Source organism: Candidatus Leptofilum sp. (genome assembly GCF_965223525.1).
Classification (GTDB): Bacteria; Chloroflexota; Anaerolineae; order Promineifilales; family Promineifilaceae; genus Leptofilum.
Genome location: NZ_OZ245005.1, coordinates 743,990 through 768,306, shown reverse-complemented (window position 1 = coordinate 768,306; position 24,317 = coordinate 743,990). Strand labels below are relative to the sequence as shown.

The window sequence follows — 24,317 nt, the reverse complement described above, 5'->3', positions numbered from 1 at the left end:
GAGGATACTTTTAGCATTAGGATATAAATTATATATATCCAGATTGGTTGAGTGATTCACTAGCTTTTTCTTCTAATCTTTTTAGGACGTTTGCAATAACTCCTTGTGCCCAAAGTGTCAATTGAATTTCTATAGCCTGTTTCAAGTTTGATTCGACATTCTTGGAGTGAGCATTTAGGTTTTGGTCTTCAAGTTTGATAGCCCTCAGCAATAATTCTCCAGCATTTACATCACCTTTTGATATATAGACCTGAAAAGTGACATTAATTTTTGCGTTTGCTGGAGGTTGAGAGGTTGCGGCTATACTTAGGTTTCTTCCCTGATTCTTGATAGGTGGACGATAAGCACCGTGGTTATCGTACTTTGCGAGTGATTGAGATACTTGGATAGATATTTCATTAGGGAGATCAAGCGCTGCTATTTGTCTTTTTAATTCATTTTCAGCTAAATTAGTTATTTGATAGGCTTTGTCATCAAGCTCGTGATAACGAAAACCTGTGTCAGTAACAAAAAGTTTAGTTAACTTCTGCACTGTTTCGTCTAAGGGTGGGTTTGATGTTGATTTTAAAAACTCGATTTGAATCTTGATTGTTTCAATTGCACATGATGAAATAAACTCTACAAAGACTTTATATCCTCCTCCATCTGCCTGATCTAATGCTCGAAAATATTCTTCTCGTTGGTCAGCAAATATCACTAGGGGAATCCTAGCACCTTGAAATAGATAAAGTGAAGCAAACGCTCTGGCGACTCTACCATTTCCATCGGCGAAGGGGTGTATTCGCACAAAGGCGTAATGTGCATAAGCAGCCTGCAAAACAGGATGAGAGTTAATGAACTCTTCTGTGCGTAATTCGTCGACCAATCTTTTCATTTCATCGGCAGTTTTATCAACTGGAGCATAAGCGAAAATTGAACCGTCTTGCCGTACTACGTGATTAGGATATTTCTTATACTCGCCTTTTGGGAAAGGCTGCTCTTGTTTACCAACCGGCGTAATGACTTGATAGGTTTCTTGCGGCTCACACAGATTCTCATGAAGCACTCTAATCCATGCTTCACTGACAGGTGTTTTATCTGTGACAGCATCCAATACTAATTCGTAGGCTTGAGATTGTGCTTTGAAAAACCTTCTAATATTTTTATTTCTGTTGTCAGCCTCAATTTGCCAAGTTGCAGCTTGCAGTGCAACAGTAATCGTGAAACCACGATCAACTTCATAAAGTCCTTCGATAGCCCCTGTATCAATAGCCGCCGCACGAATTGTCCTTTTGAGGGCTTCTTCGACTTGAGTAGGGTTTAATTTGTCTCTTTTGTTATTGAGTTCATTTACCCTTTTTTTCCACTTCTTTCTTTGAATAAGTATTGAAGCCCAATGCGTAAATGGAGGGAAGGGTATATATTTTTTCGTTCAATTTTTGAATTTCATCTTGATTAAACACTAAGTTTTCCGGAGTTTTAGTATCCATTGGCAATATTCCTGTGAAGTGAATTATGGACAGTTATTGTAAGTGGGGTTACATTGAGAGACAAACGAGAATTTTCAGAGTTCTTTATCTTTTACATTTAGTTTCAAGAGATTATTTCAGAGGCTAACAATGATAGTCCAATCTATAAGGGGGGCGTGCCCGCATGATTGTCCAGATACCTGTGGTTTTGTGACGGAGGTAGAAAACGGCCGTCCCATCAAATTCTACGGCGACCCAGACCATCCCATCACCCAGGGCTGGTTGTGTGCGAAGGTACGGCCGTATCTAGACCACGTTTATCATCCAGACCGCCTCACGCACCCGCTGCGGCGCGTGGGGCCAAAGGGCAGCGGCCAGTGGGAACGCATCAGTTGGGAGGCGGCGATTAGTGACATTGGCAACCGCTGGCGAGACATCATCAGTGAGCACGGTGCGGAGGCAATTTTGCCGTACAGCTACAGCGGGACGCTGGGCTTGCTGCAAATGGGGGTAGTGAACGGCCGTTTCTGGAATCGACTTGGGGCTAGCCAGCTAGAACGCACCATTTGCGGCGCAGCGGCTGAATTTGCCGTGGAAGCCACGCTGGGCAGCCGCCGCAGCCAGAAGTACGAAGACGTGCAGCACAGCAAGCTGGTCATCATTTGGGGGCATAATCCGGTGAGCACCGCCCCACACTTTATGCCGCATTTACTGCGGGCGCGTAAAAATGGCACGCAGGTCATCGTCATAGACCCGCGCCGAACGCGCACCGCCAAGCTGGCGAATTGGTATATTGCGCCCAAACCGGGCAGCGATGGGGCGTTGGCCTTGGGCATTGCCAACCATCTGGTGCAGCTTGGTTTGCAGGATGAGGCGTGGCTGGCGGCAAATAGCGTTGGCTGGTCTGCGTTCAAGGCGCGATTGGAAGAGTATCCTTCGGTGCGTGTCGCGGCCATCACTGGTTTGCCTGTTGAGGAGATTACGCGCCTGGCCAGGCTGTATGCAGAAGCCACACCTGCACTCATCAAGATTGCCGATGGCTTGCAGCGCAATTTCAACGGGGGGCAAACGGTTCGGGCCATTTGTGCTTTGCCAGCGATTATGGGGCAATACGGCCGTCGCGGAGGCGGCTTGGCCTACAGCACCAGCGGCTATTTGCAGTGGGATAGCGAAGCGGTTGGCAAAGGTTCTGAATGCCCGCCGCCGGGACGCAGCGTAAACATGAATCGGTTGGGGGCCGCGCTGCTGGGTGAGGTGAGCGACCCGCCCATTCAATCGCTGTTTGTGTATGGTTCCAATCCGGCGGCCATTGCGCCCAACGCCGGGCGCGTCGCCGCGGGGATGCAGCGAGAAGATTTGTTTACAGTGGTACATGAACTGTTTATGACCGATACGGCCGATTTAGCCGACATCGTTTTGCCAGCCACGAGCCAATTGGAGCATGTTGATCTACACAAAGGGTACGGCCACACCTACCTGACGTACAATCAACCCGCCATTCCGCCGCTGGGCGAGAGCAAGAGCAATTGGGATGTGATGTGCGCTTTGGCGCAAGAAATGGGCTTTGATGAGCCGTGGCTGCACCAGTCTGCCGATGAGGTGTTGGCGGAGGTGCTTTCGACAACGGCCGCTAACAATCCTGTTTTGGCTGGTATTACGCTAGAAAAACTCAAGCAAGCAGGCACGATGCCTCTCACCATTGAACCAGACGTACCATTTGCCGACGGCCGTTTCCCCACCCCCAGCGGCAAAGTGGAACTGTACTCGCAAACGATGGCCGACATGGGACTTGATCCGCTGCCGCACTGGCGTGAGGTAGCGGATTCTGGTGGGCGGGATGGGACGAAGTTGAACGGCCGTTTCCCATCCGACCAAGCCCTCACCCTCATTTCGCCAGCATCGCACCACTTCACCACCAGTACCTTTGCTAACCAGCCGGATTTGCTAGCACGAGAGGGGAAGCCGTTTGTCGAAATCCACCCGGATGATGCCGCCAGGCAAAACATTCAGACCGGTGATTTGGTGCGCTTGGAAAACAGCCGCGGCTGGTGTGATTTACAGGCCAAAGTGACAGACAGAGTGCGGCGCGGCGTGGTGGCTTCGTCCAAGGGCAGGTGGAGCAAGTGGGGAAACGGCCGTAACATCAACTGGCTCACCTCCGACGCGCTAGGCGACATGGCCGGACAATCCACCTTCCACAGCAGCCGCGTTTGGCTGCGCCGCCTGGATTAGCTGATAAGCTGGAGCAAGCGAGCAACGCGCTGGCAATTTTCTTCGATTGAGTGCGAGCCATCCACAACAAGGCAATTAAGGTTGCGAACGGCCGTTTCTTGCCGCACCCACTTCGCATAGGCAATATCCCGCTGCATCCAATTTTCAAACGCTTGGGCTGGCTGACTGCAATCTTGCAGCACATTATGAATCCAGGGGCGTTGGGCATAATGATGTCGCTGAAAGTTGGCGGTTGGCACCAGCCAGACTGCCCGGTTGGGACGGCTCAAGTGGGGGAATACGGCGGTTGGCATCAACGCAGCCCCTTCAACCAAAATTTTGGGCTTGGCTGGTAGCTGGCGCAAATCGGACAAAAACAGTTGAAACTGCTCTTCATGATAAGCAATTTCGGTGCGTAGCTGCTCAGCTATGGGGCGCAGCCACAGCTCATCGCATGAAAGATGATGCAGATGATGGATGGTTGGCGTAGATTCGGCCGTAACTCGCTTAAGATGTTGCTCAAATGCCGTGTCGCAATGGTAGAGGTGCAGGCCAAATTGCGTTGCCAGTTGCTGGGCGATGCTGCTTTTGCCGGCACAGGGGGAGCCGCCAAGCCAGTAAACGGGGGCAAATTCAGAGGACATCGGCAAAGCTGGGGTCTAAAGCGTGCAAAAAGGTATGGATGTCTGGGGCGAGGGGGGCGCTGAAGGTGAACGGCCGTTCCCAGTGCGGATGCCAAATCGTCGTCTGAGCGCAGTGCAAAGCGTGGCGAGGCAGAGGGGTGCCGTCGCTACTTTTGTCTTCACACCAGGCCAAATAATCCGCGTCGTTCATTGTGTACAGGCGGTCGCCGACGATGGGATGCCCCAACGTGGCCAGATGCACGCGCAGTTGGTGGGTGCGCCCTGTTTTGGGTGTTAGGCGGACGAGGGCGTGATTTGGGGGAAACGGCCGTACCAATTCCACCGTTGTTTGCGCCACTCTACCTTCTTCTGTAATCCCAAAGCGGTAAACCCCCTCGGCACTGGGCAAGCGACCAATTGGTAGGTTGATTGTGCGCGATTGCCAGGCTGGAATGCCCTGAACGACGGCCAGGTACGTTTTTTGCACGGTGTGCTCGGCAAACTGGGTTTGCACGGCGCGCAGCGTGTCAGCGTCCCGCGCCAGCAGCACAATGCCAGAAGTGTCCCGATCCAGCCGATTGATGAGCGTGGCTTTCGGGTAGGGCGGTGTGTGATTGTGGCGTAGGTGGTAAATGAGATTGGCTTTGATGAAACGGCCGTGTCCATGAACCTTCAAATTCCCCGGTTTGTTGACAGCCAATAGCCAATCGTCTTCATGCACAATGTGGTAATCCAGGTTAACGTCTGGCATGGGCGGATCGGGTAAATTGCAAGCGACCACGTCCCCCTGGCGTACAATTTGCTGTGGGGTGGCGATACGGCCGTTGCAGGTTACATTCCCAGCTTCAATTCGTGCCTGCCACGTCTCCAGCGTTTGGTATGTGAAGCGACCTGCTAGGTAATCTAGCAAGGGTTTTCGGTGGAATACGGCCGTAACCTTTGACGAAACAATCATAAAAAACAAAACGCCCGACATAGCTCATCGGGCGTAGGAAAAATTTTCACCGCAGCGGTAAAAAAGTTAAAACAATACAGTTGCCAACTCAGTACGATAGGCTTGTGTCAGATCATCGTCGTCACCCAACAGCGCAAACATGGCGAGCATCACCTGTCGTGCCTCACCATACCGTTTGTCCTGGCGCAGCACGTCCAGTAGACCGTCCATCGCTGCCGCCAAATTACCCCGACTAATGAGCCGCGCCGCCTGACGATACTGAATTTCCAGTTCAGGCAGTTCTGGCTCGTCAGTTAAATCTTCGGCCACTAGGCAGAGATAATTGGCTAATGGCAGCAATTTTTCTGCTTCGATGAGAGCCTGCCCGTCTTTGACCGTTTTTAAGTAACCGCGCGCCTCACAACCTTCGCCCTGCGCCAACAACGTCTTGGCCAAGTTTAAGGCCACATCGGGTCGCTTTGGATGTTCTTCAATGAGATCGCGCAAGGCTTGCTCCGCCTTTACCCAGTGACGGGTTCCCAACAGGCTCTGAACATCGCTCAACGCTTCGTCTAACTCACTGGGAATGAGTTGCTGAATAAATTGGCGAATTTTTGGCTCTGGCTGCACGCCAATAAAGTCATCAGCTATCTCGCCATCAACAAAGGCAAGAACGGCCGGAATGCTTTGTACGCGGTACTGCATAGACAGATTCGGGTTGTTGTCCACATTCACTTTTGCTAATATAAAATTGAGGCTAGGGTCTTCGGCCAGACGTTCTAAAATGGGGCTTAACATGCGGCAAGGGCCACACCAGGGTGCCCAAAAATCTACAATCACCGGTAGCTCTTCAGACTGCTCCAATACATCCTGAATAAAAGTTTCTTCATTGACATCAATAATCACGGGAATAACCTCGTTGCGTGGTCTTGGTTAAATTTTAGCATGAAGGAAGCAAGTTTGCAGGTATGCAACTGTGCCTGTAACAGCACTTGCTACTTGCAAACTCGAACCCTTTCTTACTCTGGCCGTGCCTGGAGGGTAACCTCAACGGTTAGCGGTTCACCGTCGCGGATGATTTCCAGCGTGACGGTTTGCCCAACGCTGGTGCGCCGCACGATGTAGGTTAACAGATCATCAAAATCGTTGATGGTTTCATCATTCATTTTGGTGATGACATCGCCCCCGATGACGGTGTTGAAGCCATTGATCTGGATTGGTTCTTCGCTTCCGCGCAAACCGGCCTCATCAGCTGGGCTGCCTTCGAGCACTTGGAAAATAAGGACGCCATTTTGCTCTACGGGCAAATCCATGGCGCGCGCTAAATCATCATCCAGAGTCGTGCCAGAAATACCCAGCCAGGGATAGGCGATTTCACCAGTTTCAATGAGCTGAGGCACAACCTGGGTGACGATGTTAGACGGCACAACGTAGCTAATGCCGCCGAAACTGGGCGTTGTGCCAATGAAGCCGTTGGTTTGAATGGCCGTGTTGACGCCGATTACTTCGCCGCTGAGGTTGAGCAGTGGGCCGCCAGAGTTGCCAGGATTTATGGCGGTGTCTGTTTGGATAATTTCGGGGATGGTAAAGACGCCACCGTTGGGGGCGCGTGCCTCGCTGGGCAGCGAGCGACCAAGCCCGGAGATAATGCCAGTGGACATGGAGCCAGCCAAGTCAAACGGATTGCCAATGGCGGCTACCAGTTGCCCCACCTGCAAGCTGTCTGAGTCACCCATGGTTACGGGATGTAGACGATCCGGATCAACATCAACTTTAAGGACGGCTAGGTCGGAGCCGGGGTCTGTACCGATGATTTCGGCTTCCGCTTCGGTGTCGTCTGAGAAGACGACGGTGACGCGAATGGCATTGGCCACGACGTGGTTATTGGTGATGATGTGCCCTTGCGTGTCGTAGACGAAGCCAGAGCCCTGTATTTCTTGTGGCCGTTCGCCTAATTCCTGATGAAAGTCGTCGGGTATTTCCAGTGGCCCATCATTGGGGTTGTCTGGGTCGGGGATGATGTCAATTTCAAATTGGCTGAGATCAATGGGGATCCCTTCGGCCAATACCTGGATGTTGACAACGGATGGGTTGAGCTGGTTGTACAGGTTGATGTAGGTTTGGGTGGTTACGATGTCGCCAGCAACGGCCGTATCCTGCGCCACTTCATCTTCATCTTCCACCACGCTCGTTTGGGCTGAGGTGTTGAGGATGCCGTCGTCGTCGGTGACAACGGCCGTATCGCTATCTGAGTTGGTGGTGGTTGCGCTGCCACAGGCGACCAAAAGCAGGCCAAGAAGGGTCAGGATTGTTAGCAGGTAAGTTGTTCTTTTCACGGATGGTTCCTCCAATGCGTTTTTGCAAAGCTATCATACTTTTTTGCAGGGTAGATTGTGACACAAAGTTGTAAAAAAAGAATAAACATGACCTAAGTTGCTTATGAGAATTTGCTTTGCCTCAATCTGCCATTTTGTTCGTAAGAGATTCAGTTATGATTATAGCTGTGAAGACAATAAAACGTTACGAATACGGCCGTTTCTTTCGCATCTTTTGGTTAATCGGATTTCCCTTTACACTGGGCATGTTGGGGTTGGTTTGGGCTGTTTGGCCAGCTAATGGCCGAGGTTGGCTCTTGCTGGTGGAAGGGCTCATTTTACTTTACAGCGTTTATTCAGGCTGGTCGTTGCTGGCAACGTTTGGCTCTGTTGAGCTGACGAGCGATGAAGCAATCGTTCGGCAGTTTGGTCGGACGGTGGCATTGTCGTACGATTCGATTCAGAATGTGCGACGGAGCCAAATTGCACTCACCATTAAAACCCACACAAAACGATTTTTCTGGAGCGACACATCAACGATGTGTTTGATCTGATCGGCGAACTAAAATATCGTGCGCCAGCCTTGCAGACAGACCGGAAGGCACAGGTTCGCCAACCGCTGCCGCAAACAATTAACGGCCGTTTCCGAGCCTTCTTGTTTAGTCTGGGCATTAGCCTGCTTTGCGGGTTTGTGGGCGGCGGCATCATCTGGAGCGCATTCGATGAGGCAGGCTTTGAGGCGGCTTTTATGATCTTCTTTGGTCTATGGCCGCTGCTCATCAGCGGGCTGTTTTTGTACTTGAGCTTTTACTTTACTTGGCGGCTGACGCTGCTGCCGGACAGAATTGTGATTTGCTTTCCCTTCCACAAGCAAGAAATTTGGGTAGAGGAACTTGCTTCGTTAAGTATGCACACAATCACAAGCAACCGCTCCCCTGAACCGACAAAGGTGCTGGTGCTGACGCTGGCAAACGGCCGTTCCCGCCGTATCACTCAGCAAGAAATGCCCGTACCCATCCCGCAGCTTTTGGAAATGATGGTGTATCATTATCGGCTGCCGCTGCGTTACGAGAGGGAAGCTGCCAAAATTCATCACACACAGTTTGGGGCAGGGTCGAGACGGCCGTTTACTCACTACCTCAACGGCGAAAGCCAAGTTAAGGTGCAATCACTCGACGACATTTGCCATTGGTTACAGCAGTGCGAATATGTTGGGGATCGGGAGCTGTTTGGCCAAGGGGACGTGTGGCAGCATCCCAGCGAATTTGAATCGCGCCGCCAGGGGGATTGCGAAGATCATGCTTTGTGGGCCTGGCGCAAGCTAAAGGAACTAAACATTCCGGCGGAGTTCGTGGTGGGGCGAACTGCGTTTGGTGAGAATGGCAATGAGGGGCGTTTGATTTCACATGCCTGGATATCGTATCAGGAAAACGGCCGTACCTACATCATGGAAACCACGCACAAAAAGCAGCTTATCTATCCGCTGGAAGCTGTGCAAACGCGCTACCATCCCTGGGTAAGCGTCAATCAACAGTTGCAAACTTTCCGCTACGCGCCAACTGCAACGCAAAACGGCCGTGTCATGCCCACAGAGAATTAGAATTCAAAAGAAGGGGATTTTCTTGCTCGATTCAGACTTTACAAATGCAAGTCAAAATATTAAAATAGAACATGTGTTCCAATAATAGAGCTAAGGAAAGAAGATGCCAACATTAACCATCACAGATCAAACCACTTTTGAGAGAGAGCCCCAAACCTTAACCCTGGATTTTCTAACCGAAATCGTCACCGTGCGTGAGATCATTCGGAGCCGCGTGTATGAAGAAGTGCGCCAGTACAACGCCCGAAAAAGCGGTCTGTTTCGTGGCTTGGTGCAACCTACCGATGCTGAAGTAGCCTTAAACGGATTTAAACTTCGCAAACCGCGTCAGATTAATTGGGAAGAACAGTACGCCAGCGCCTTAGAATCTTTTCAGGCCAATGGTTTTTTACTCTTGGTCAATGATCGCCAGGTGGATGATTTAGACGAATTGGTACGGTTAAAATCAGATGCCAATATTGTCTTTATAAAACTGTTCCCGTTAGTGGGAGGGTAAGATGGGCTTGCTTAATCAAATCTTTGGCTCAAAAAGTGGTAATCCCTCGCTGAATGAATTATTGGCCGAAGCAAATGATGATTACTGGCAATTTGACCTTGAATCATCGGATGTTGGTAAAAAAATATTTGCGCTAAGTCGGGAAGATCAATGTATCTTCGTACTGGATGCGATTAAATACATTCGGTTTGACGGGGTCTCTCAAAAAGCCCGACAACAAGCAGTTCTATGCCAACAAGTGGCTTACCAACTGTTAAATAAACATCTGCCTTTTTCCCATGCCCAACTAATTACTCTTTTGGAATGGCTAGCTGATTTTGAGCAGATGTATCAGCCGCCGCTCAGCAATGTTATCAAACAGATAAAGCACTACTTAAAGAACAATCAACTGACGCCACAGGTAAGTAAAGCTGTAGAAAATGTCATCAATCAAGTTAGCAGTTCATCTTATTCTAATCCGACCCTACGCCGCCAAATTGCTCAGCTAAATAAATTAGCCGCAATAGAAACCTATACGCTGCCGATTCTTGCTGGGGAAGCATGGAGTGATGTGGCGATTGCTGCTGTTCAACAACAGTCGAAAGCGCAGCAATCTGCCTGGATTCAATTACTGGATCATGCACAATCGGCTAGCGGCGGTCAACCATCAAAAAAATGGCTTGAAAAAGCACAAAACCTATTGGACGCGGTCACTTATGAACAGTTCAAAGACAACGTCCTGATTTGGTTTCCTCTGGTAGACAAACCACCTACTATTCAACGAGACCCCGTTGCCTGGGGGGCAGATCCAAATTTGCTGATTGATAATTCAAATGCTGATGTCTTAAAAGGCTTAGCCTGGCTTTGTGCCTACCGAGAAGACGGTGAAATTGCCCGTGCCCTGACCATTTTAGCATTGTCAGCATACCGCAAGGTGCCTGGTGTGGGGCCGCGCTGTTTGCGCGTGGGGAATGCCTGCATTTGGGCGTTGGGCAACATACCTGGGCAAGTAGGAATTGAACAGTTGATGCTGTTGAAGGTGAAAGCTAAATTTAGCACTGCTCAAAAAGGAATTGAGAAAGCCTTGGTGACGGTGGCCAAGCGGGAAGAATTGCCACGCGAAGAGCTTGAGGAGCTGGCAGTTCCAACGTATTCCTTGACTGATGTTGGGCAAGGAGAAGAAACGTTTGGAGATTATACGGCCGTTTTACAAGTAACCGGCACATCTTCTACCCAGCTTTCATGGCGCAAACCAGACGGCAAACCACAAAAATCAGTGCCTAAAGCTGTCAAAGAGAATTTTGCGGAGCAGCTAAAATCGCTCAAGCAGCGGGCAAAAGATATTCAAAAAATGCTGCCGGCCCAGCGCGACCGCATTGAAAACTTCTATCTGGCAGAAAAAGCATGGGATTATGCCACTTGGAGCCAACGGTATCTTAATCATCCGCTAGTTGGCACCATTGCCCGCCGCCTGTTGTGGCGTTTTGCGAATGATGAGTCGGAGGCAACGGCCGTTTGGTATGAAGGGCAATTGGTAACTAATTCGGGAGAACCTGTTGAATGGCTCAATGAGCAGACAAAGGTTATTCTCTGGCATCCTTTACAAGAAGCTGCTGAAACGGTTCTTGCCTGGCGACAGTGGCTAGAAGCGCATCAAATTCAGCAGCCCTTTAAACAAGCCCACCGCGAAATATATTTGCTAACCGATGCAGAACGCCAAACTGAAACCTATTCTAACCGCTTTGCTGCCCATATCTTGCGTCAGCATCAATTCCACAGCTTGTGCGCTGTGCGCGGCTGGCGCAACAAATTGCGTCTGCTGGTGGACGATGAATATCCGCCCGCCATGCGCGAACTGCTCCATTGGAACCTTAGGGCAGAGTTTTGGATTGAGGGCATTGGCGAAGATTTTGGCGCGGATACAACGGAAGCTGGCACTTATCATTATGTAGCAACGGATCAGGTGCGTTTTTATGCTTTAGGTAGTGTTCATAACTATGCCCACGCGGGCGGAGGCGGTTACCGGGCACGGTATCGGGAGGACAATCAGGAAAATGCACCGCTGCCGTTATCAGAAATACCAGCCCTTGTTTTCTCGGAGATTATGCGAGACGTTGATTTGTTTGTAGGTGTGGCTAGTGTCGGTAATGATCCTACCTGGGTTGATGGCCGATCAGAAGGACACTATATTGATTACTGGCATAGCTACTCTATTGGCGATCTTTCCCAAACTGCACAGACGCGCAAAGCGGTTCTGGAAACGATATTACCTAAGCTCAAAGTTGCCGAGCAGTGTACGCTGAAGGGGCGTTTTGTAGAAGTTGAGGGAGAGTACCACACTTACAAAATTCATTTGGGCAGTGGCAACATTCTTCTGTCATCCAGTGGACAATATTTGTGCATTGTCCGGGGCAGCAATCGGGGGAAATCGGCTTCATCAAAGATGTTTCTGCCGTTTGAAGGCGATCGGATGTTATCCATCATTTTAAGCAAGATATTGTTACTTGCACATGACACCGAGATTAAAGACCCAACAATTTTGAGGCAGATCAAAGGAACAACGAGAGGCTAATCTGACTGCGCCACTCCGTTGTTGGTGTTACGGCCGTTCCAGTCTTGAATCCAAAATTGTAAATGCTAAGACGGCGGTGTGCTCGGCGGGATTTTGGGCAGGGGAGGATGCTTGCGCGACGGCCGTTTCCGAATGTGTGGCCTCGGTGGGTGCATCGCTGCCGCAATCACCTCGCTCACCTTTTCTACCAGCACAAACTCCAAATTGTCCCGCAGCTTTTCTGGGATGTTCTCTAAATCCCGCTCGTTTTTCTTGGGCAAAATGAATTTCGTGATGCCCGCCCGCCGTGCCGCCAACGCTTTTTCGCGGATGCCGCCCACGGGCAGCACACGACCACGCAGCGTGGTTTCGCCCGTCATGCTCACGTCCCGGTAAATGGGCCGATTGGTAAAGGCAGAGATAAGTGCCGTTGCCAGCGATACGCCCGCCGACGGGCCATCTTTGGGTACTGCGCCCTCTGGCAAATGCACATGAATATCGGTCTTTTCGAATCGTTCGCTGTCAATGCCCAGCACCTCGGCCTGGCTGCGCGTGTAGGTGAGGGCGGCGCGGGCACTTTCTTGCATGACGTCGCCTAGCTGGCCCGTGAGCGTGAGATTGCCTTTGCCGGGCATCAGGTTTACTTCGATGAAGAGGATGTCGCCGCCAGCGGCCGTCCAGGCGGCACCGGTGGCAATGCCCACCTGGTCTTCATCCTGCAGCATTTCCTGATTGAAGCGGGGCGGACCGAGCAGCTCTTCTACTTTTTCGGCGGTGATTTGGGTGGGATACGGCCGTTCCTCAGCAACATCCCGCGCGACTTTACGGCACACATTGGCCACCTCGCGCTCCAGATTACGCACCCCCGCTTCTTGCGTGTACGCACGAACAACCGTCCGCAAACCATCATCCGCAAATTCCAAATCTAAATCATCCAATCCGTGTGCTTCAAGCTGCTGCGTTACCAAAAATTGGCGACAAATCTCCAGCTTCTCTTCTTCCAGATAGCCAGAAAACTCAATAACCTCCATCCGGTCTTGCAGTGCTGGTGGAATGGTATCCAGATAGTTGGCAGTGGTAATGAACAAAATCTGCGACAAATCGTAATCCAAATCCAGGTAATGGTCAGCAAAGCTATAATTTTGCTCCGGGTCCAGCACTTCCAGTAAGGCAGCCGCCGGATCGCCCCGAAAATCGTTACCCAGTTTGTCAATCTCATCCAGCATGAACAGGGGATTGCGCGTGCCAGCCCGCTTCATGGCCTGGATGATGCGTCCTGGCAAGGCTCCGATGTAGGTGCGGCGATGGCCCCGAATTTCGGCCTCATCACGCACCCCGCCCAGACTAATTCGCACAAATTCCCGCCCCAGCGCGTTGGCAATGGAACGGCCGATCGAAGTCTTGCCCGTTCCCGGTGGACCCACAAAGCACAAAATGGGACTACGCATCTTGTTTGAGGCAATCTTTTTGACAGCGATATATTCCAGAATGCGGTCTTTCACTTTTTCCAGGCCGTAATGGTCGTTGTCTAGCACTTCGGCAGCGTGGGCCACGTCTAGATTGTCTTCAGAGGTTTCTAGCCAGGGGAGCGACAGCACCCAATCTATGTAGGTGCGAATGATGCCCACCTCCGGTGACATAGGCGGCATAGCACCAAGCCGCGCAATCTCTTTGTCTACTTTGGCACGCACCACATCAGGCAGCGGCTTGGAAGCAGCCAGTTCACGCACTTCAGAGATTTCCTGGCTAAACAGGTCGCCTTCGCCCAATTCCCCCTGGATGACACGCATCTGTTCACGCAAGAAATGTTCCCGCTGAGAGCGATCCATCTCTTGCTGTACGCGGGAGTGAATTTGGTCTTCCAGCTCTAGCACTTCCAGCTCTTTGGCCAGCAACATGCTCACTTTTTGCAGCCGCTCGCTGGGATTAAACGTTTCCAGCACGTCCTGGCGCATGTCAATGGGGATGTTGAGTGTGGAGGCGACAAAATCAGCCATCCAGCCCGGTTCGTCAATGTTGATGGCGAAGGTGTAGGCATCTTCCGGCATGTTGCGGTTGAGCATGACGGTTTTCTCGAACAGGGTTAGGACGGCGCGCATGAGGGCTTCGGTGTTGCGATCCCAATCCATCGGCTCATAAATCACTTTGGCGCGGACGCGGATGTAGGGTTCCCATTGGGTAAACTCGACGATTTCGACGCGGCGGCGGCCTTGCGCCAATACGCTGGTGCTGTTGTCTGGCATTTTGAGGGCTTTGCCGATGGTGATTTCGGTGCCTAGGCTGTAGATGTCGCTGGCGGTGGGGTCTGGCACATCGCTGTCTTTTTGGGCAGCGACGACCATGTTTTCGTCGTTGGCAATGGCTGCTTTTACAGCCGCAAGGGATCGCTCGCGGCCAACGAAGAGGGGCATCACCATTTGTGGGAAAAGCACAATGTCTCGCAAGGGCAGGAAGGCGAGTTCGATGTGGCCATCTTCATCGGCGATTTCTTCGCGTTGGGGGAAGAGGTCATCTTCCAAGCCAGGCATGGCGTCGAGTAAATCTGGGTATTGGCCGAAGCCGAATTCTTCGTCTAGGGACATAGGGTTTTCCAATGGAAATCTGAATTAAAGAGAGCGGAGATTGGGGACTGGAGATTAAAAAATCTCTAATCTCCAGTCTCTAACCTTTGATGAGACATTGACTGAGCATTGTTCAACAGTTGAGATTGTAGACTTTCCCACTGATTTAGCAAGTCACCCACGACAACGATAGAGCCAGTGATGCAGATGAGATCGCCGGGTTGGGCCTGGTGCCAGGTGATGGTGAGGGCGGTGGCCATGTCGGGAACGGCCGTACTCACAAAGCCCAACTCCGCCGCAATTTCTGCCAATTGGTCTGGCGTGGCGCTGCGTGGGTGGCTGGCGGTGGTCATGGTAGTGTGGTGCGCCAGCGGCAGTAGATCGGCTAACATTTGCGGCACGTCTTTGTCGGCGGGGGCGCCAAAAATGAGCCAGAGGCGATTGTACCTAAAGCTGTGGTGCAGGGCATCGCGCAGCTTGTGGATGGCATCGGGATTGTGGGCACAATCTACCAGTAGTGTGGGGGTCGCTTCGTCGCCAGGATGGATAATGTCTAGGCGACCTGGCCAGCGAACGCTGGCTAGCCCCGCTTGCAGGGTTGCCAGGGTGAGTTTAGGGAAGTGAGTTTGCACCTGCTGGAGGGTTGCCAGGGCGATTGTGGCGTTTTCCAGTTGATGCTCGCCGCCCAGCGGTAAACTGAACTGGCTGCCGGGCGGAATCTGTTCAGGAACCGGGCTGTGGGTAATGGTGAGCGTTTGCAGATTGGGTTGGGTGGTGTCGCTGCCTGCAAATTCCCAATTTTTACCGATGATGCTAATGGGGACTTCGCGCTCGGTGGCAATTTTCAATAATTCTTGGGCTGCTTCTGGCTCCTGATTAGCGGTGATGACGGGGATGCTGGCCTTGATGATGCCCCCTTTTTCATGGGCGATCTGGGTGAGGGTGTTGCCCAGCAAATCGGTGTGGTCGTAACTGAGGCGGGTAATGACGGAGACGAGCGGGGTGAGGACGTTGGTGGCGTCTAACCGCCCGCCTAGACCCACTTCCACCACGGCTATATCCACGCCAATTTCCGCAAATTGCAGGAAGGCGATGGCGGTGAGAATCTCAAACCAGGTAATATCGGGGAATTGGGCTTCGAGGGCGCGGATTTTGTTGATGTGGTGGATGAAATGTGGCTTGGAAATACGGCCGTCTGCATCATCTGGTGTTAAAATACGCACCCGTTCTCGGAAATCTTGCAGGTGGGGGGAGGTGTAGAGGCCAACGGTGTAGCCTGCGGCGCGTAGCGTGTAGGCGCAGATGGCGGCGGTGGAGCCTTTGCCCTTGGTGCCTGCGATGTGAATGCTGGGAAATTGCGTATGGGGATTGCCCAGCGCGTCCATGAGGCGACCAGGGCGGGTGTGGTCCAGCTTGCTGGCCATGTACCGATCCTGTTTTTTGGCCTCAAAGTTGATAAAACTATAGAGATAATCCAACGCCTGCTCGTATGCAGCCGCGTCGGTTTGGTTGTTTGTGGTGTTAGTCGCCAAGTTGTTCATAGGCTGCGATTGTAACCAATAGTGGCGTTTGATGGAAGAGGGCGAAAATAGTGCGTATTTCGTATGGCTTTCTCAACTACGCGATACGAAATACGCAATAGAATGCCGAATTGAAATTGGGAGTAATTTAGATGGGATTTGTGATTGTGTTGCATGAAGGGCTTTCTAATATGGCCTGGATGTTTTTTTTGGCGATTGGTGTGTGGGGGTTGGTACGGGCGATTCGTGGGCTGTCGGTGGATGGCAGTTACTTGGGGGCAGCGGCGATTGGTCAGGGATTGTTTGTTTTGCAAAGTTTGATTGGGGTGGTTTTGTGGGTAAACGGCCGTCTCTCCGCGTTAGCTCGGCCTGAGGTGCATGTGCTGTACGGGGCATTTGTCGTCGTCTTTCTGCCCTTCATCTACTTCACCGCCCTGCGCGGCGACGATTCCAACCGAGGGCAGTGGGTGCTGGCCTTTAGCAACCTCTTTCTCTTTGGCGTTGCCCTGCGCCTGATTAACACAGGTATTTTGGGCTAAACTGGATTCTCAACCATTTCCAGATGAAGTTTATCATCTTCATAAGGGTAGTCGGCAAGGACGGACTCATCTAGCTCTACGCCCAAGCCAGGTTCGGTGGGAGGGATGATGTAGCCATTTTGCCAATCCAGCGGCTTTTTGAGTATTTTGGCGTGAAAGCCGCTCCAATCCAAAATGCTTTCTTGGATGAGGAAGTTGGGGGTGCAAGCACTCAGTTGGATGTCGGCGGCAGCGGCGATAGGGCCGCAGTAGAGGTGAGGGGCAATTTGGATGTAGTGGGCTTCGGCCATACTGGCGATCTTTTTGCCTTCTAGCAATCCTCCCACACGCCCCAGTGCCATTTGCCAGATGGCGGCAGAGCGATGGTGTAGCAACTGGGCAAATTCATATTTGGTAGCTAGCCGCTCTCCAGTGGCAACGGGGATGCTGGTGGCGCGAGCAACCAGCGCCATCTCGATGGGGTTGTCGGGTGGGGTGGGTTCTTCCAGCCAAAGTGGGTCGTACTTTTCAAGCCGCTTGGCCAAGCGAATGGCGGCGGTGGGGGTCATTTGGCCGTGGGTGCCAAAAAGTAGGTCGGCACGGCTGCCTACGGCTTCGCGCAGCGTTTTGACGAACTTTTCGGCGTGGTCGAGGGCTTCTAGGGTGAGTTGGCGCGGGTCGAAGGCGGAGTAGTGGCTGATGGGATCGAATTTTACGGCCGTAAATCCCCTCGCCACATATTCCAAAGCCCGTTTTGCCGCTAGCTCTGCATCTTGGTACACATCGGTTTTGTCTTCTGGCTGGGGGTAGATGTAGGTGTAAGAGCGCAGCTTTTCATGCACCTGGCCGCCCAGCAGGGCGTAGGCAGGCTTGTTCACCGCTTTGCCAATGATGTCCCAGCAGGCCATCTCGATGCCGCTGAGAATGCCCAGGATTGCGGTGTCGGGGCGTTGCGTGTAGCCACTGGAGTAGATGATGCGCCACAGCCGCTCAATCTGGAACGGGTCTGCGCCGATAACGTGCCGTTCGCACACATCTTCAATCATTTTGGCGACGACATGGGGGTGAAAGGGAACGGAGTAGACTTCGCCATAGCCAACCACGCCGCCATCGGTGACGAGCTTAAGGAAAATCCAGTAGCGTCCGCCAAAGTGGGGCGGGGGAACGCCAACGATGAAGGTTTTTACGGTTGCGATTTTCATGGGTTGCTCCTTCCTTGTTAATGGCAACGGCCGTTCGCTACCGCTTTTGTAACTGTTCAGCCACTTGCTTGCGGCCGATTTTGCCAGAAGCGGTGAGGGGCAATTCAGTTACCAACTCAACTTGGCGGGGGATTTTGTAGCCAGCGAGGTGATCGCGGCAAAAGGTGATGAGTTCTTGGTGAGTAACGGCCTTTTCCACCCCAACCTGAACCATCGCCGCCACCCGCTGCCCCCATTCTGCATCCGGGATGCCAACAACGCACGCTTCGGTAACTTGTGAATGTTGCCGAAGCACGGCTTCTACCTCTGCTGGGTAGATGTTCTCTCCGCCAGACACAATCAAATCGCTGCGCCGCTGCACCAGGAAGAGGTCGCCGTCGTCGTCCAGGTAGCCGAGGTCGCCGGTGTGGATGGTGGAAACTGGGGATTGGAGATTGGGATCAGCCTCAAGTCTCCAGTCTCTAGTCTTTTTTTGGAAGTAGCCAGCCGTGACGGTTGGTCCACTCACCACAATTTCGCCAATTTCGTTGGACGGCCGTTCCTCATCACTCTCATCCACAATTTTTACACTAGTAAACATGAGCGGCTTACCCACGCTGCCAGGTTTGCGAACCGCGTCCGTGGGCAGCATGGTGGCAACCTGGGAGGCAGCTTCGGTGAGGCCGTAGGTGGGGGCGACTAGTGGTAATCGGTAATCGGTGATCGGTAATTGGTGGTCAGTTGCCTGATTACCGATTACTGATGACTGATGACTGTTCACCGAACGCGGTAGCGCATTGGCTCGCTGCACCAGTTCTGGCGTAGCGGCCGCGCCGCCGAGGAGGATGAGGCGCAGGCCAGCAGGCCAGTGGGTGCGGCTTTGCAGCAGGCGGTGCAGCATGGTTGGTACCAGCGAAATAAGGGTGATTGGGTTGTTGTCCAGGTCTTGGTTGATGGCTTCCAGGTTGAAGCGAGCGTGGAGGGAAACGGCCGTGCCGTACAAACAGCTCCGAAACAGCACCGCCAGCCCACCCACATGGTACAGCGGCAGCACGCTCAGCCAAATGTCGTTGGGATGCAGCCCCAGTCGGTAGGCCGAAGCGGTGGCGCTCCAAAAGTGGTTGGCAAAGGTAAGCAGCACCCCTTTGGGCTTGCCGTAGGTGCCGGAGGTGAAAACCACCGAGTGATAATGGTCAATATTAAATGGTAAATGGTTAATGATTAATGATGTTGGCTCGAACCACGCCTGATTAACCCTTAACAATTTACAGGTAACCATTAACCATTCACCCGCATCTTTGGCTAAATCCACATCAGAAATTAGCCAGCGGACGTTGACATGTTTGATTTGCCAGTCCAGTTCGGCGGGGGTGAGGCGGGTGTTGAGCGGGACGAGAATGGCACCTAGTCGAGCCAGCGCGTGTATCAAGCAGACGTAGGGTAGGCCGTTGGGTAGCAGCACCGCGACAAAATCGCCAGACTTTATGCCTTCTTGCTGCAGCCGGGCACAGACGGCGTTGACCATCTGGTTAAGTTCCCCATAACGCCAGTGCTGAGTGCCGATGATGAGGGCGAGCTTATTTGGTGTGGCTTGTGCCCGGCTGGAAAGCCAATCTTGCATAGTTAGCTCCTAAACTTTCCCATGATGTTATTGATTTTCTGCCGGATTTCTTCGTCTTTGGTTCCGTTGGTAATGAGTTCAATGAGGCGTGGTGTAAGGTTGGTAACGGCCGTTTCTACCGCATTTACAAACTCACTTCGATTCTCTACCCGAATGTAATCCAGTTCAAACATAGCAGCGGCGTGGGCAAAGGTACGGCCGTGTGGTGTTAGAAAGCGGCTTGAAAAAGGTGGCTCGTGTTGGCTAACGGGCAACCGGCGGAAGATGCCGCCGCCGTTGTTGTTGAACACGATAATAGTGGCGTTGGACATTTGGCGAGCCAGCAGCAGGCTGTTCAAATCGTGCAGGGCGGTTACGTCGCCCACGACAATGAAGGTTGGGCGGCCAGTTGCCTGAGCCACGCCCAGCCCGGTGGCGATATTGCCATCTATGCCAGATGCGCCCCGGTTACCGAAGATGTGGATCGTTTTGGCGCGGGAACGGCCGTATTGGTCCAGGTGGCGCACGGGCAGGCTGTTGCCGATGAGCAAGTTTGCCCCTTCCGGCAACTGCGCCAGCAGGGTGGCGATGGCTGCGCCATCGAACCAATGTTGGTTAAGCTGGCTTTCCAGCGTGTTCCAGGTGGCCTGCTCGGTGGCGAGGATGGTTTGCTGCCAAGTTGGGTTGGGTTGGTGATGGTGCAGACGGGTGGTGAGGGTTTGGCAAACGGCCGTTTCGTTGATCTGCCAAAAGTGGGTGGTACGATGGCTATCGTCCGCCCAAACGCCGTTCTCGCGGATGTGTAACCGGATCGCCGGATTGATCTTGTTGAGGTAGGCGTTGAGCCATTTGCTGGTGGGCATCTGCCCAAAGCGCACGATCACTTCAGGTTCAGGCCAGCCAGGGTCGCTTTGTAAAAACGTCTCGTAGCCACTAATGATTGAATTGGCCGCGGATTGCGCGAATTTTTTCTCTGCGATCTCCTCGTCTCTGCGGCTAAAAAAACGTACGCTGGACAGCGGATCGGCTATTAGAGGATAGTCAGTTTGCTGAGCCAGGGCCGTTACCGCTGTGGGAAAGTCGTCGTTGGGGCAGCGCGGGCCGCAGATGATGAGTCCGCGGGGGTGTTGGATGAGAACGGCCGTTAGCCAGTCGAGTTGGTCTGTGGTGGGAGTGATTTTGCCTGCGGAATTATGAATTGTGAATTGTGAATTGTGAATTGTGACCTGATTACTAATTACTGAATACGGTTCACTGAACTCTGGCTGCAACGGTTTGCGGAAGGGAAAATTCACATGCACTGGCCCTTTACTGATGCCGTTGGCGGTGGTGGCGGCACGAACGGCCGTTGTCTGCACATGTCTCAGCGCAACCTCTGGCGGATTTTCTTGAGGGATGGGCATATCCACTGACCAAAGCACTTGGTCGCCAAAAATCTTTACTTGGTCAATGGTTTGGTTGGCTCCGCTGTGGCGCAGTTCGTGGGGGCGGTCGCCGGTGAGGACGAGCAGCGGCACCTGGCTCATCCGAGCTTCGATGATCGCGGGGAGGTAGTTGGCAACGGCCGTACCCGACGTACAAACCAAAGCCACAGGCTTGTTGCTGGCCAACGCCATCCCCAGCGCATAAAAACCCGCGCCCCGCTCATCCAAGTGCAGAAACGTCTCAATTTGCGGATGGGCTTCAAACGCCAGCGTCAGCGGCGTGGAGCGCGAACCAGGGGAAATCACGACAGATTGTAGTCCGACAATTGCCAGACTGTTAACAAATAAGCTGGAGTACAAAATGTTTGGATTCATGAAATGGTTTGGTTCTTTTCTGGATGGTTTTTGGACAGTTTTTCTAGGTGCTTGTCAATGCCACGCGTTTCGTTGCGAAAATTTAAGTACATTAACGGTGCCACAAAAAGCGCCCCAACACCAGATATGATGAATGGCAGTAAAACCAGGTGGGGGAAAATTACTGTGCGATATTGCATTTCTGTGAGGGGTTGTGCCAGGTTGATGTAACCAACATAGGGCCAACTGGTTCGCCATTTGGGACTGCGGAATTGGACAAGAATTTCATTGTTTATTCTGCGGATCGATCCCCATTCGTACTTCCACAACAAACTTTTCTCTTTGGTCTCAATATCTTTATTGAGGGATTCCAGAAAGTTTCGTTCGTTGGTGGATAATGAACGGCCGTAAATCTTGAAACCACGTTTAAGTTTTGTTCCGCCTTTGCGAACTAATAACATCATTTCAATAAAGCCCAGAATGACGCAAGGGATTGCTAGCCAGAAAGAAAAGATAAGCAGTCTTGACCAAATAAATTCCATTGTTTCCCACATGTTGAGTTCCTAAAATTCCTTTGGGATGGTTGCTGACAAGCCAAGGGCATTGAGCATTGGCTTAAATTTTAGCGCGGTTTCTTCCCATTCGGCTTGTGGGTCGGAGTCAGCGACGATGCCTGCGCCGGAGTAGAGCCAGACGCGGCGATCTTGGGTGATGGCGGAGCGAATGGCCACGCCGAATGCGCCGTCCAGATTGTGATCCAGCCAGCCAACGGGTGCACCATACCAACCGCGCGGCACTGGCTCTGTCTGGCCAATGAAGGGAATAGCCAGCTCACGCGGCTGGCCACCCAGGGCGGGGGTAGGGTGCAGGTTTTGCACAATAGGCAAAACGCCATCGGCTTGTTTGAGCGTGGCGTGAATTGGGGTGAACAGGTGCTGGATGTAGCCCAGTTGGAGGATGCTGGGCTGATCGGGAATGTTGAGTTCACTGGTTAATGGTTCCAATCGCCGCCGGATTGATTCCACCACGAGGGCGTGTTCATGCTGGTTTTTGGCGGAGTTGAGCAGTTCTTGGGCGAGGGTTTCGTCCTCGGCTGGGGTTTTCCCACGACCAATTGACCCAGCCAAACCCATTGTGGTGAGGGAACGGCCGTTTACCCCCACAATGAGCTCTGGTGTAGCACCGTAAAAGGCGTGAAACGGCCGTGGCTCAAACAAAAAGCGGTAGCAGTCCGGATAGGTGGCGTTTAGGTAAGCCAATGCACCGTCCACATTCACCTTTTGCCCGTAGCGAATTTCGCAGACGCGTGCAAGCACTACTTTGTTCAGCGGCCCATTTTGCATGGTTTGGGTGGCGTGGGTGATCATCTTTTTCCACGCTTTATAACCCATTGGGTAGTTGATGTGAAGGGGGGAAGGGGTGGGAAACCTTCGGTTGCTTGGGTGACTGGGTGACATGACATTTCGCAGCAGCTTGAGGCGGGCTTTTAGGGCGGTTTGGAGTTCAGGGAGGAGGGTTTTGGGCGATTCGTCTGGGGGCAGGATGGCGTTGAGAGTGAGCCAACTTTCATTGCCTTGCTGGGTGAGCTGGTAGTGGGGCAGGACGAACTGGGCTGGGTAATGAATTGACCAGGTGTTGTCGGGGGTGAAGTTGTCAATGAAGGAGAAACCGCCGAAGAGACGAGGTCCGACGAACGGCCGTTCACTCCCCTGGATCACTGCATCGGCAAATAAATCAGTGGCTTGCTGCTGAATTTGTGTAAAACGTGCTTCCCCCCAAGCAATGAGATTGGCGGCTGTCCCAAAGCCAGCCAGAGTGAGTCCGCCGTTAGCCCCGCTCCAGAAGAACCGTTCCTGGCCGAGGGCTTGTTGCAGAAAGACGGCCGTTTCTACCCCAGGTGCTGGGATGGAGACGGAGAGGAGACGGCCGTTTTTTAGAGACTGGCGATTGGAGATTGGCGATTTTTGTGCAATCTCTGGTCCCCAATCTCTAGTCTCTTTTTCACGTTGTTTCAAACCCTACGCTCCTTAACAAAATTGGCAATAACGAATCCATAATCCGCTGCGGGTCTGGCTCGCTCGTGTACACCCAGCGAATAATCACTCCGTAAATGGCTCCCATCCAGGCGTAAGACACAACTTCTACATCGGTTGGTGGAATGTCGCCCACGTCAATTGCTTCTTGCAAATAGGTGGCAATGAGGTCGGCGAAGCGATCGTTTACCTCGTTGCGCTTGTTTTCAAAGGTGCTGCCCAGCCCTACCGCCTGTACTAGCAGCAGCTTGGCTGGACGGCGATATTTGCCAAAGGTGGTTAGGCACGTCTCTAGAGCGACGCGCACGCGGTTAATGCCTACTTTCTCTTGCTGAATCGCCTCTGTAACGCGCCGCTCTAGCAGGTCGGCAAACTGGTCTACCAGAGCCAGAAACAGCCTTTCTTTGTTGGGAAAGTGAAAGTAGATCGATCCTTTGGATGTTTGGGATTCGTCTACAATTTCATCCATTTTGGTGTTGTAATACCCTTTACTGGCAAAAATGTTGAGTGCCGCATCCAAAATGCGGGTGCGGGTTTGGTCTGGGTCTCGTTTGGCGGTGGATTCATTCATTTTCTTTCTCTTTGTGCATGTAGACTTCAAAAGTCTTGGTTAGTTCTGGTGTTGACCAAGTTGGTTTATGAGACTTTTGAAGTCTGGCTCAATTCATATTGAACCGACTAGTCAGTCTACTAAGTTTGCCCTTGAAAATAACACAAAACGGCCGTTTTGGGGAGATAACTTTTACTTTTCGGCCATCGTTGGGAAGGTGTTACAATCTGTCACGCTGCTGTCACATCGGCGCGGCACACTTCCTCAAATTATTGTCTTGCTTTGTGATGAGCAATCCCTACTTGCCTTGCAAAGCATTGGAATCTATCTGAAAGAACAACAAGGTGATTAAGACAATCCTCTGTGTGCTACTTCGGCTGCGCTCAGCACAAGCCTGTTGCTTAAATTCAGATAGATGT

General features: G+C 52.2%; 21 protein-coding genes. 7 read left to right on the top strand and 14 right to left on the bottom strand.

Features of this window, described 5'->3' with window-relative positions; genetic code table 11:
* Window positions 1-28: 28 nt before the first annotated feature.
* Both ACOQPM_RS20360 and ACOQPM_RS20355 read right to left on the bottom strand, forming a co-directional pair.
* On the bottom strand, window positions 29-1,093 hold the full coding sequence (locus ACOQPM_RS20360; protein WP_420632095.1) for a Fic family protein: 1,065 nt from the start codon (window positions 1,091-1,093) through the stop codon (window positions 29-31).
* 232 nt (window positions 1,094-1,325) lie between these two features.
* On the bottom strand, window positions 1,326-1,469 hold the full coding sequence (locus ACOQPM_RS20355; protein ID WP_420632094.1) for a hypothetical protein: 144 nt from the start codon (window positions 1,467-1,469) through the stop codon (window positions 1,326-1,328).
* Window positions 1,470-1,598: 129 nt separating this feature from the next.
* Here ACOQPM_RS20355 and ACOQPM_RS20350 point away from each other — a divergent pair, with 129 nt between their 5' ends.
* Entirely contained in the window at window positions 1,599-3,680 is a 2,082-nt protein-coding gene (locus tag ACOQPM_RS20350) for a molybdopterin-containing oxidoreductase family protein (protein ID WP_420632093.1), read from the top strand.
* On the opposite strand, the gene ACOQPM_RS20345 is transcribed toward ACOQPM_RS20350, so the two are convergent.
* The 4 genes from ACOQPM_RS20345 to ACOQPM_RS20330 form a co-directional block, all read right to left on the bottom strand.
* Window positions 3,677-4,303 carry a hypothetical protein gene (locus tag ACOQPM_RS20345; RefSeq protein ID WP_420632092.1) on the bottom strand — a complete coding sequence of 209 codons (627 nt, stop codon included), beginning with the start codon at window positions 4,301-4,303 and terminating at the stop codon, window positions 3,677-3,679. The genes ACOQPM_RS20350 and ACOQPM_RS20345 overlap by 4 nt on opposite strands.
* Window positions 4,293-5,237, bottom strand: a complete 945-nt coding sequence (locus ACOQPM_RS20340; RefSeq protein WP_420632091.1) for an RluA family pseudouridine synthase — start codon at window positions 5,235-5,237, stop codon at window positions 4,293-4,295. The genes ACOQPM_RS20345 and ACOQPM_RS20340 overlap by 11 nt, the downstream gene beginning before the upstream one ends.
* A 66-nt stretch (window positions 5,238-5,303) precedes the next feature.
* Window positions 5,304-6,122, bottom strand: coding sequence for a thioredoxin (trxA, locus tag ACOQPM_RS20335; RefSeq protein WP_420632090.1), 819 nt, complete (start codon window positions 6,120-6,122; stop codon window positions 5,304-5,306).
* A gap of 113 nt (window positions 6,123-6,235) precedes the next feature.
* Complete coding sequence (locus ACOQPM_RS20330; RefSeq protein WP_420632089.1) at window positions 6,236-7,552, bottom strand: S1C family serine protease; 1,317 nt, start codon at window positions 7,550-7,552, stop codon at window positions 6,236-6,238.
* 167 nt (window positions 7,553-7,719) lie between these two features.
* On the opposite strand from ACOQPM_RS20330, the gene ACOQPM_RS20325 reads away from it, so the two are divergent.
* The 4 genes from ACOQPM_RS20325 (at window position 7,720) to ACOQPM_RS20310 (ending at window position 12,178) form a co-directional block, all read left to right on the top strand.
* Window positions 7,720-8,085, top strand: coding sequence for a hypothetical protein (locus ACOQPM_RS20325; protein ID WP_420632088.1), 366 nt, complete (start codon window positions 7,720-7,722; stop codon window positions 8,083-8,085).
* On the top strand, window positions 8,073-9,131 hold the full coding sequence (locus ACOQPM_RS20320; RefSeq protein WP_420632087.1) for a hypothetical protein: 1,059 nt from the start codon (window positions 8,073-8,075) through the stop codon (window positions 9,129-9,131). The genes ACOQPM_RS20325 and ACOQPM_RS20320 overlap by 13 nt, the downstream gene beginning before the upstream one ends.
* Window positions 9,132-9,234: 103 nt before the next feature.
* Window positions 9,235-9,627, top strand: a complete 393-nt coding sequence (locus ACOQPM_RS20315; RefSeq protein ID WP_420632086.1) for a hypothetical protein — start codon at window positions 9,235-9,237, stop codon at window positions 9,625-9,627.
* A gap of 1 nt (window position 9,628) precedes the next feature.
* Window positions 9,629-12,178, top strand: coding sequence for a DUF4132 domain-containing protein (locus ACOQPM_RS20310; protein ID WP_420632085.1), 2,550 nt, complete (start codon window positions 9,629-9,631; stop codon window positions 12,176-12,178).
* A gap of 65 nt (window positions 12,179-12,243) precedes the next feature.
* Here ACOQPM_RS20310 and lon read toward each other — a convergent pair whose 3' ends face one another.
* On the bottom strand, window positions 12,244-14,739 hold the full coding sequence (gene lon / locus ACOQPM_RS20305) for an endopeptidase La (protein WP_420632084.1): 2,496 nt from the start codon (window positions 14,737-14,739) through the stop codon (window positions 12,244-12,246).
* Between the two features lie 65 nt (window positions 14,740-14,804).
* A complete protein-coding gene (locus ACOQPM_RS20300; RefSeq protein ID WP_420632083.1) occupies window positions 14,805-16,259 on the bottom strand; it encodes a bifunctional folylpolyglutamate synthase/dihydrofolate synthase in 1,455 nt (484 codons plus the stop codon).
* 131 nt (window positions 16,260-16,390) lie between these two features.
* On the opposite strand from ACOQPM_RS20300, the gene ACOQPM_RS20295 reads away from it, so the two are divergent.
* Window positions 16,391-16,777 (top strand): hypothetical protein, encoded by a 387-nt coding sequence (locus ACOQPM_RS20295; RefSeq protein ID WP_420632082.1) that lies wholly within the window; start codon window positions 16,391-16,393, stop codon window positions 16,775-16,777.
* Here the strand turns inward: ACOQPM_RS20295 and ACOQPM_RS20290 are convergent.
* The 6 genes from ACOQPM_RS20290 to ACOQPM_RS20265 are packed head-to-tail and all read right to left on the bottom strand — an operon-like array spanning window position 16,774 to window position 23,919.
* A complete protein-coding gene (locus ACOQPM_RS20290) occupies window positions 16,774-17,958 on the bottom strand; it encodes a mandelate racemase/muconate lactonizing enzyme family protein (protein ID WP_420632081.1) in 1,185 nt (394 codons plus the stop codon). The two genes, ACOQPM_RS20295 and ACOQPM_RS20290, sit on opposite strands and share 4 nt — an antisense overlap.
* Before the next feature lie 37 nt (window positions 17,959-17,995).
* A complete protein-coding gene (locus tag ACOQPM_RS20285) occupies window positions 17,996-19,558 on the bottom strand; it encodes an AMP-binding protein (RefSeq protein WP_420632080.1) in 1,563 nt (520 codons plus the stop codon).
* 2 nt (window positions 19,559-19,560) lie between these two features.
* Window positions 19,561-21,336 carry a 2-succinyl-5-enolpyruvyl-6-hydroxy-3-cyclohexene-1-carboxylic-acid synthase gene (menD, locus tag ACOQPM_RS20280; protein WP_420632079.1) on the bottom strand — a complete coding sequence of 592 codons (1,776 nt, stop codon included), beginning with the start codon at window positions 21,334-21,336 and terminating at the stop codon, window positions 19,561-19,563.
* Window positions 21,333-21,869, bottom strand: a complete 537-nt coding sequence (locus ACOQPM_RS20275) for a hypothetical protein (protein WP_420632078.1) — start codon at window positions 21,867-21,869, stop codon at window positions 21,333-21,335. Before ACOQPM_RS20275 ends, menD begins: the two co-directional genes overlap by 4 nt.
* 9 nt (window positions 21,870-21,878) lie before the next feature.
* Window positions 21,879-23,330: an isochorismate synthase gene (locus ACOQPM_RS20270; RefSeq protein WP_420632077.1), complete on the bottom strand. Its 1,452-nt coding sequence runs from the start codon at window positions 23,328-23,330 to the stop codon at window positions 21,879-21,881.
* Window positions 23,317-23,919: a TetR/AcrR family transcriptional regulator gene (locus ACOQPM_RS20265; RefSeq protein WP_420632076.1), complete on the bottom strand. Its 603-nt coding sequence runs from the start codon at window positions 23,917-23,919 to the stop codon at window positions 23,317-23,319. Before ACOQPM_RS20265 ends, ACOQPM_RS20270 begins: the two co-directional genes overlap by 14 nt.
* A gap of 67 nt (window positions 23,920-23,986) precedes the next feature.
* Between ACOQPM_RS20265 and ACOQPM_RS20260 the strand changes: the two genes are divergently transcribed.
* Window positions 23,987-24,250, top strand: a complete 264-nt coding sequence (locus ACOQPM_RS20260) for a hypothetical protein (RefSeq protein WP_420632075.1) — start codon at window positions 23,987-23,989, stop codon at window positions 24,248-24,250.
* Window positions 24,251-24,317 lie beyond the last annotated feature (67 nt).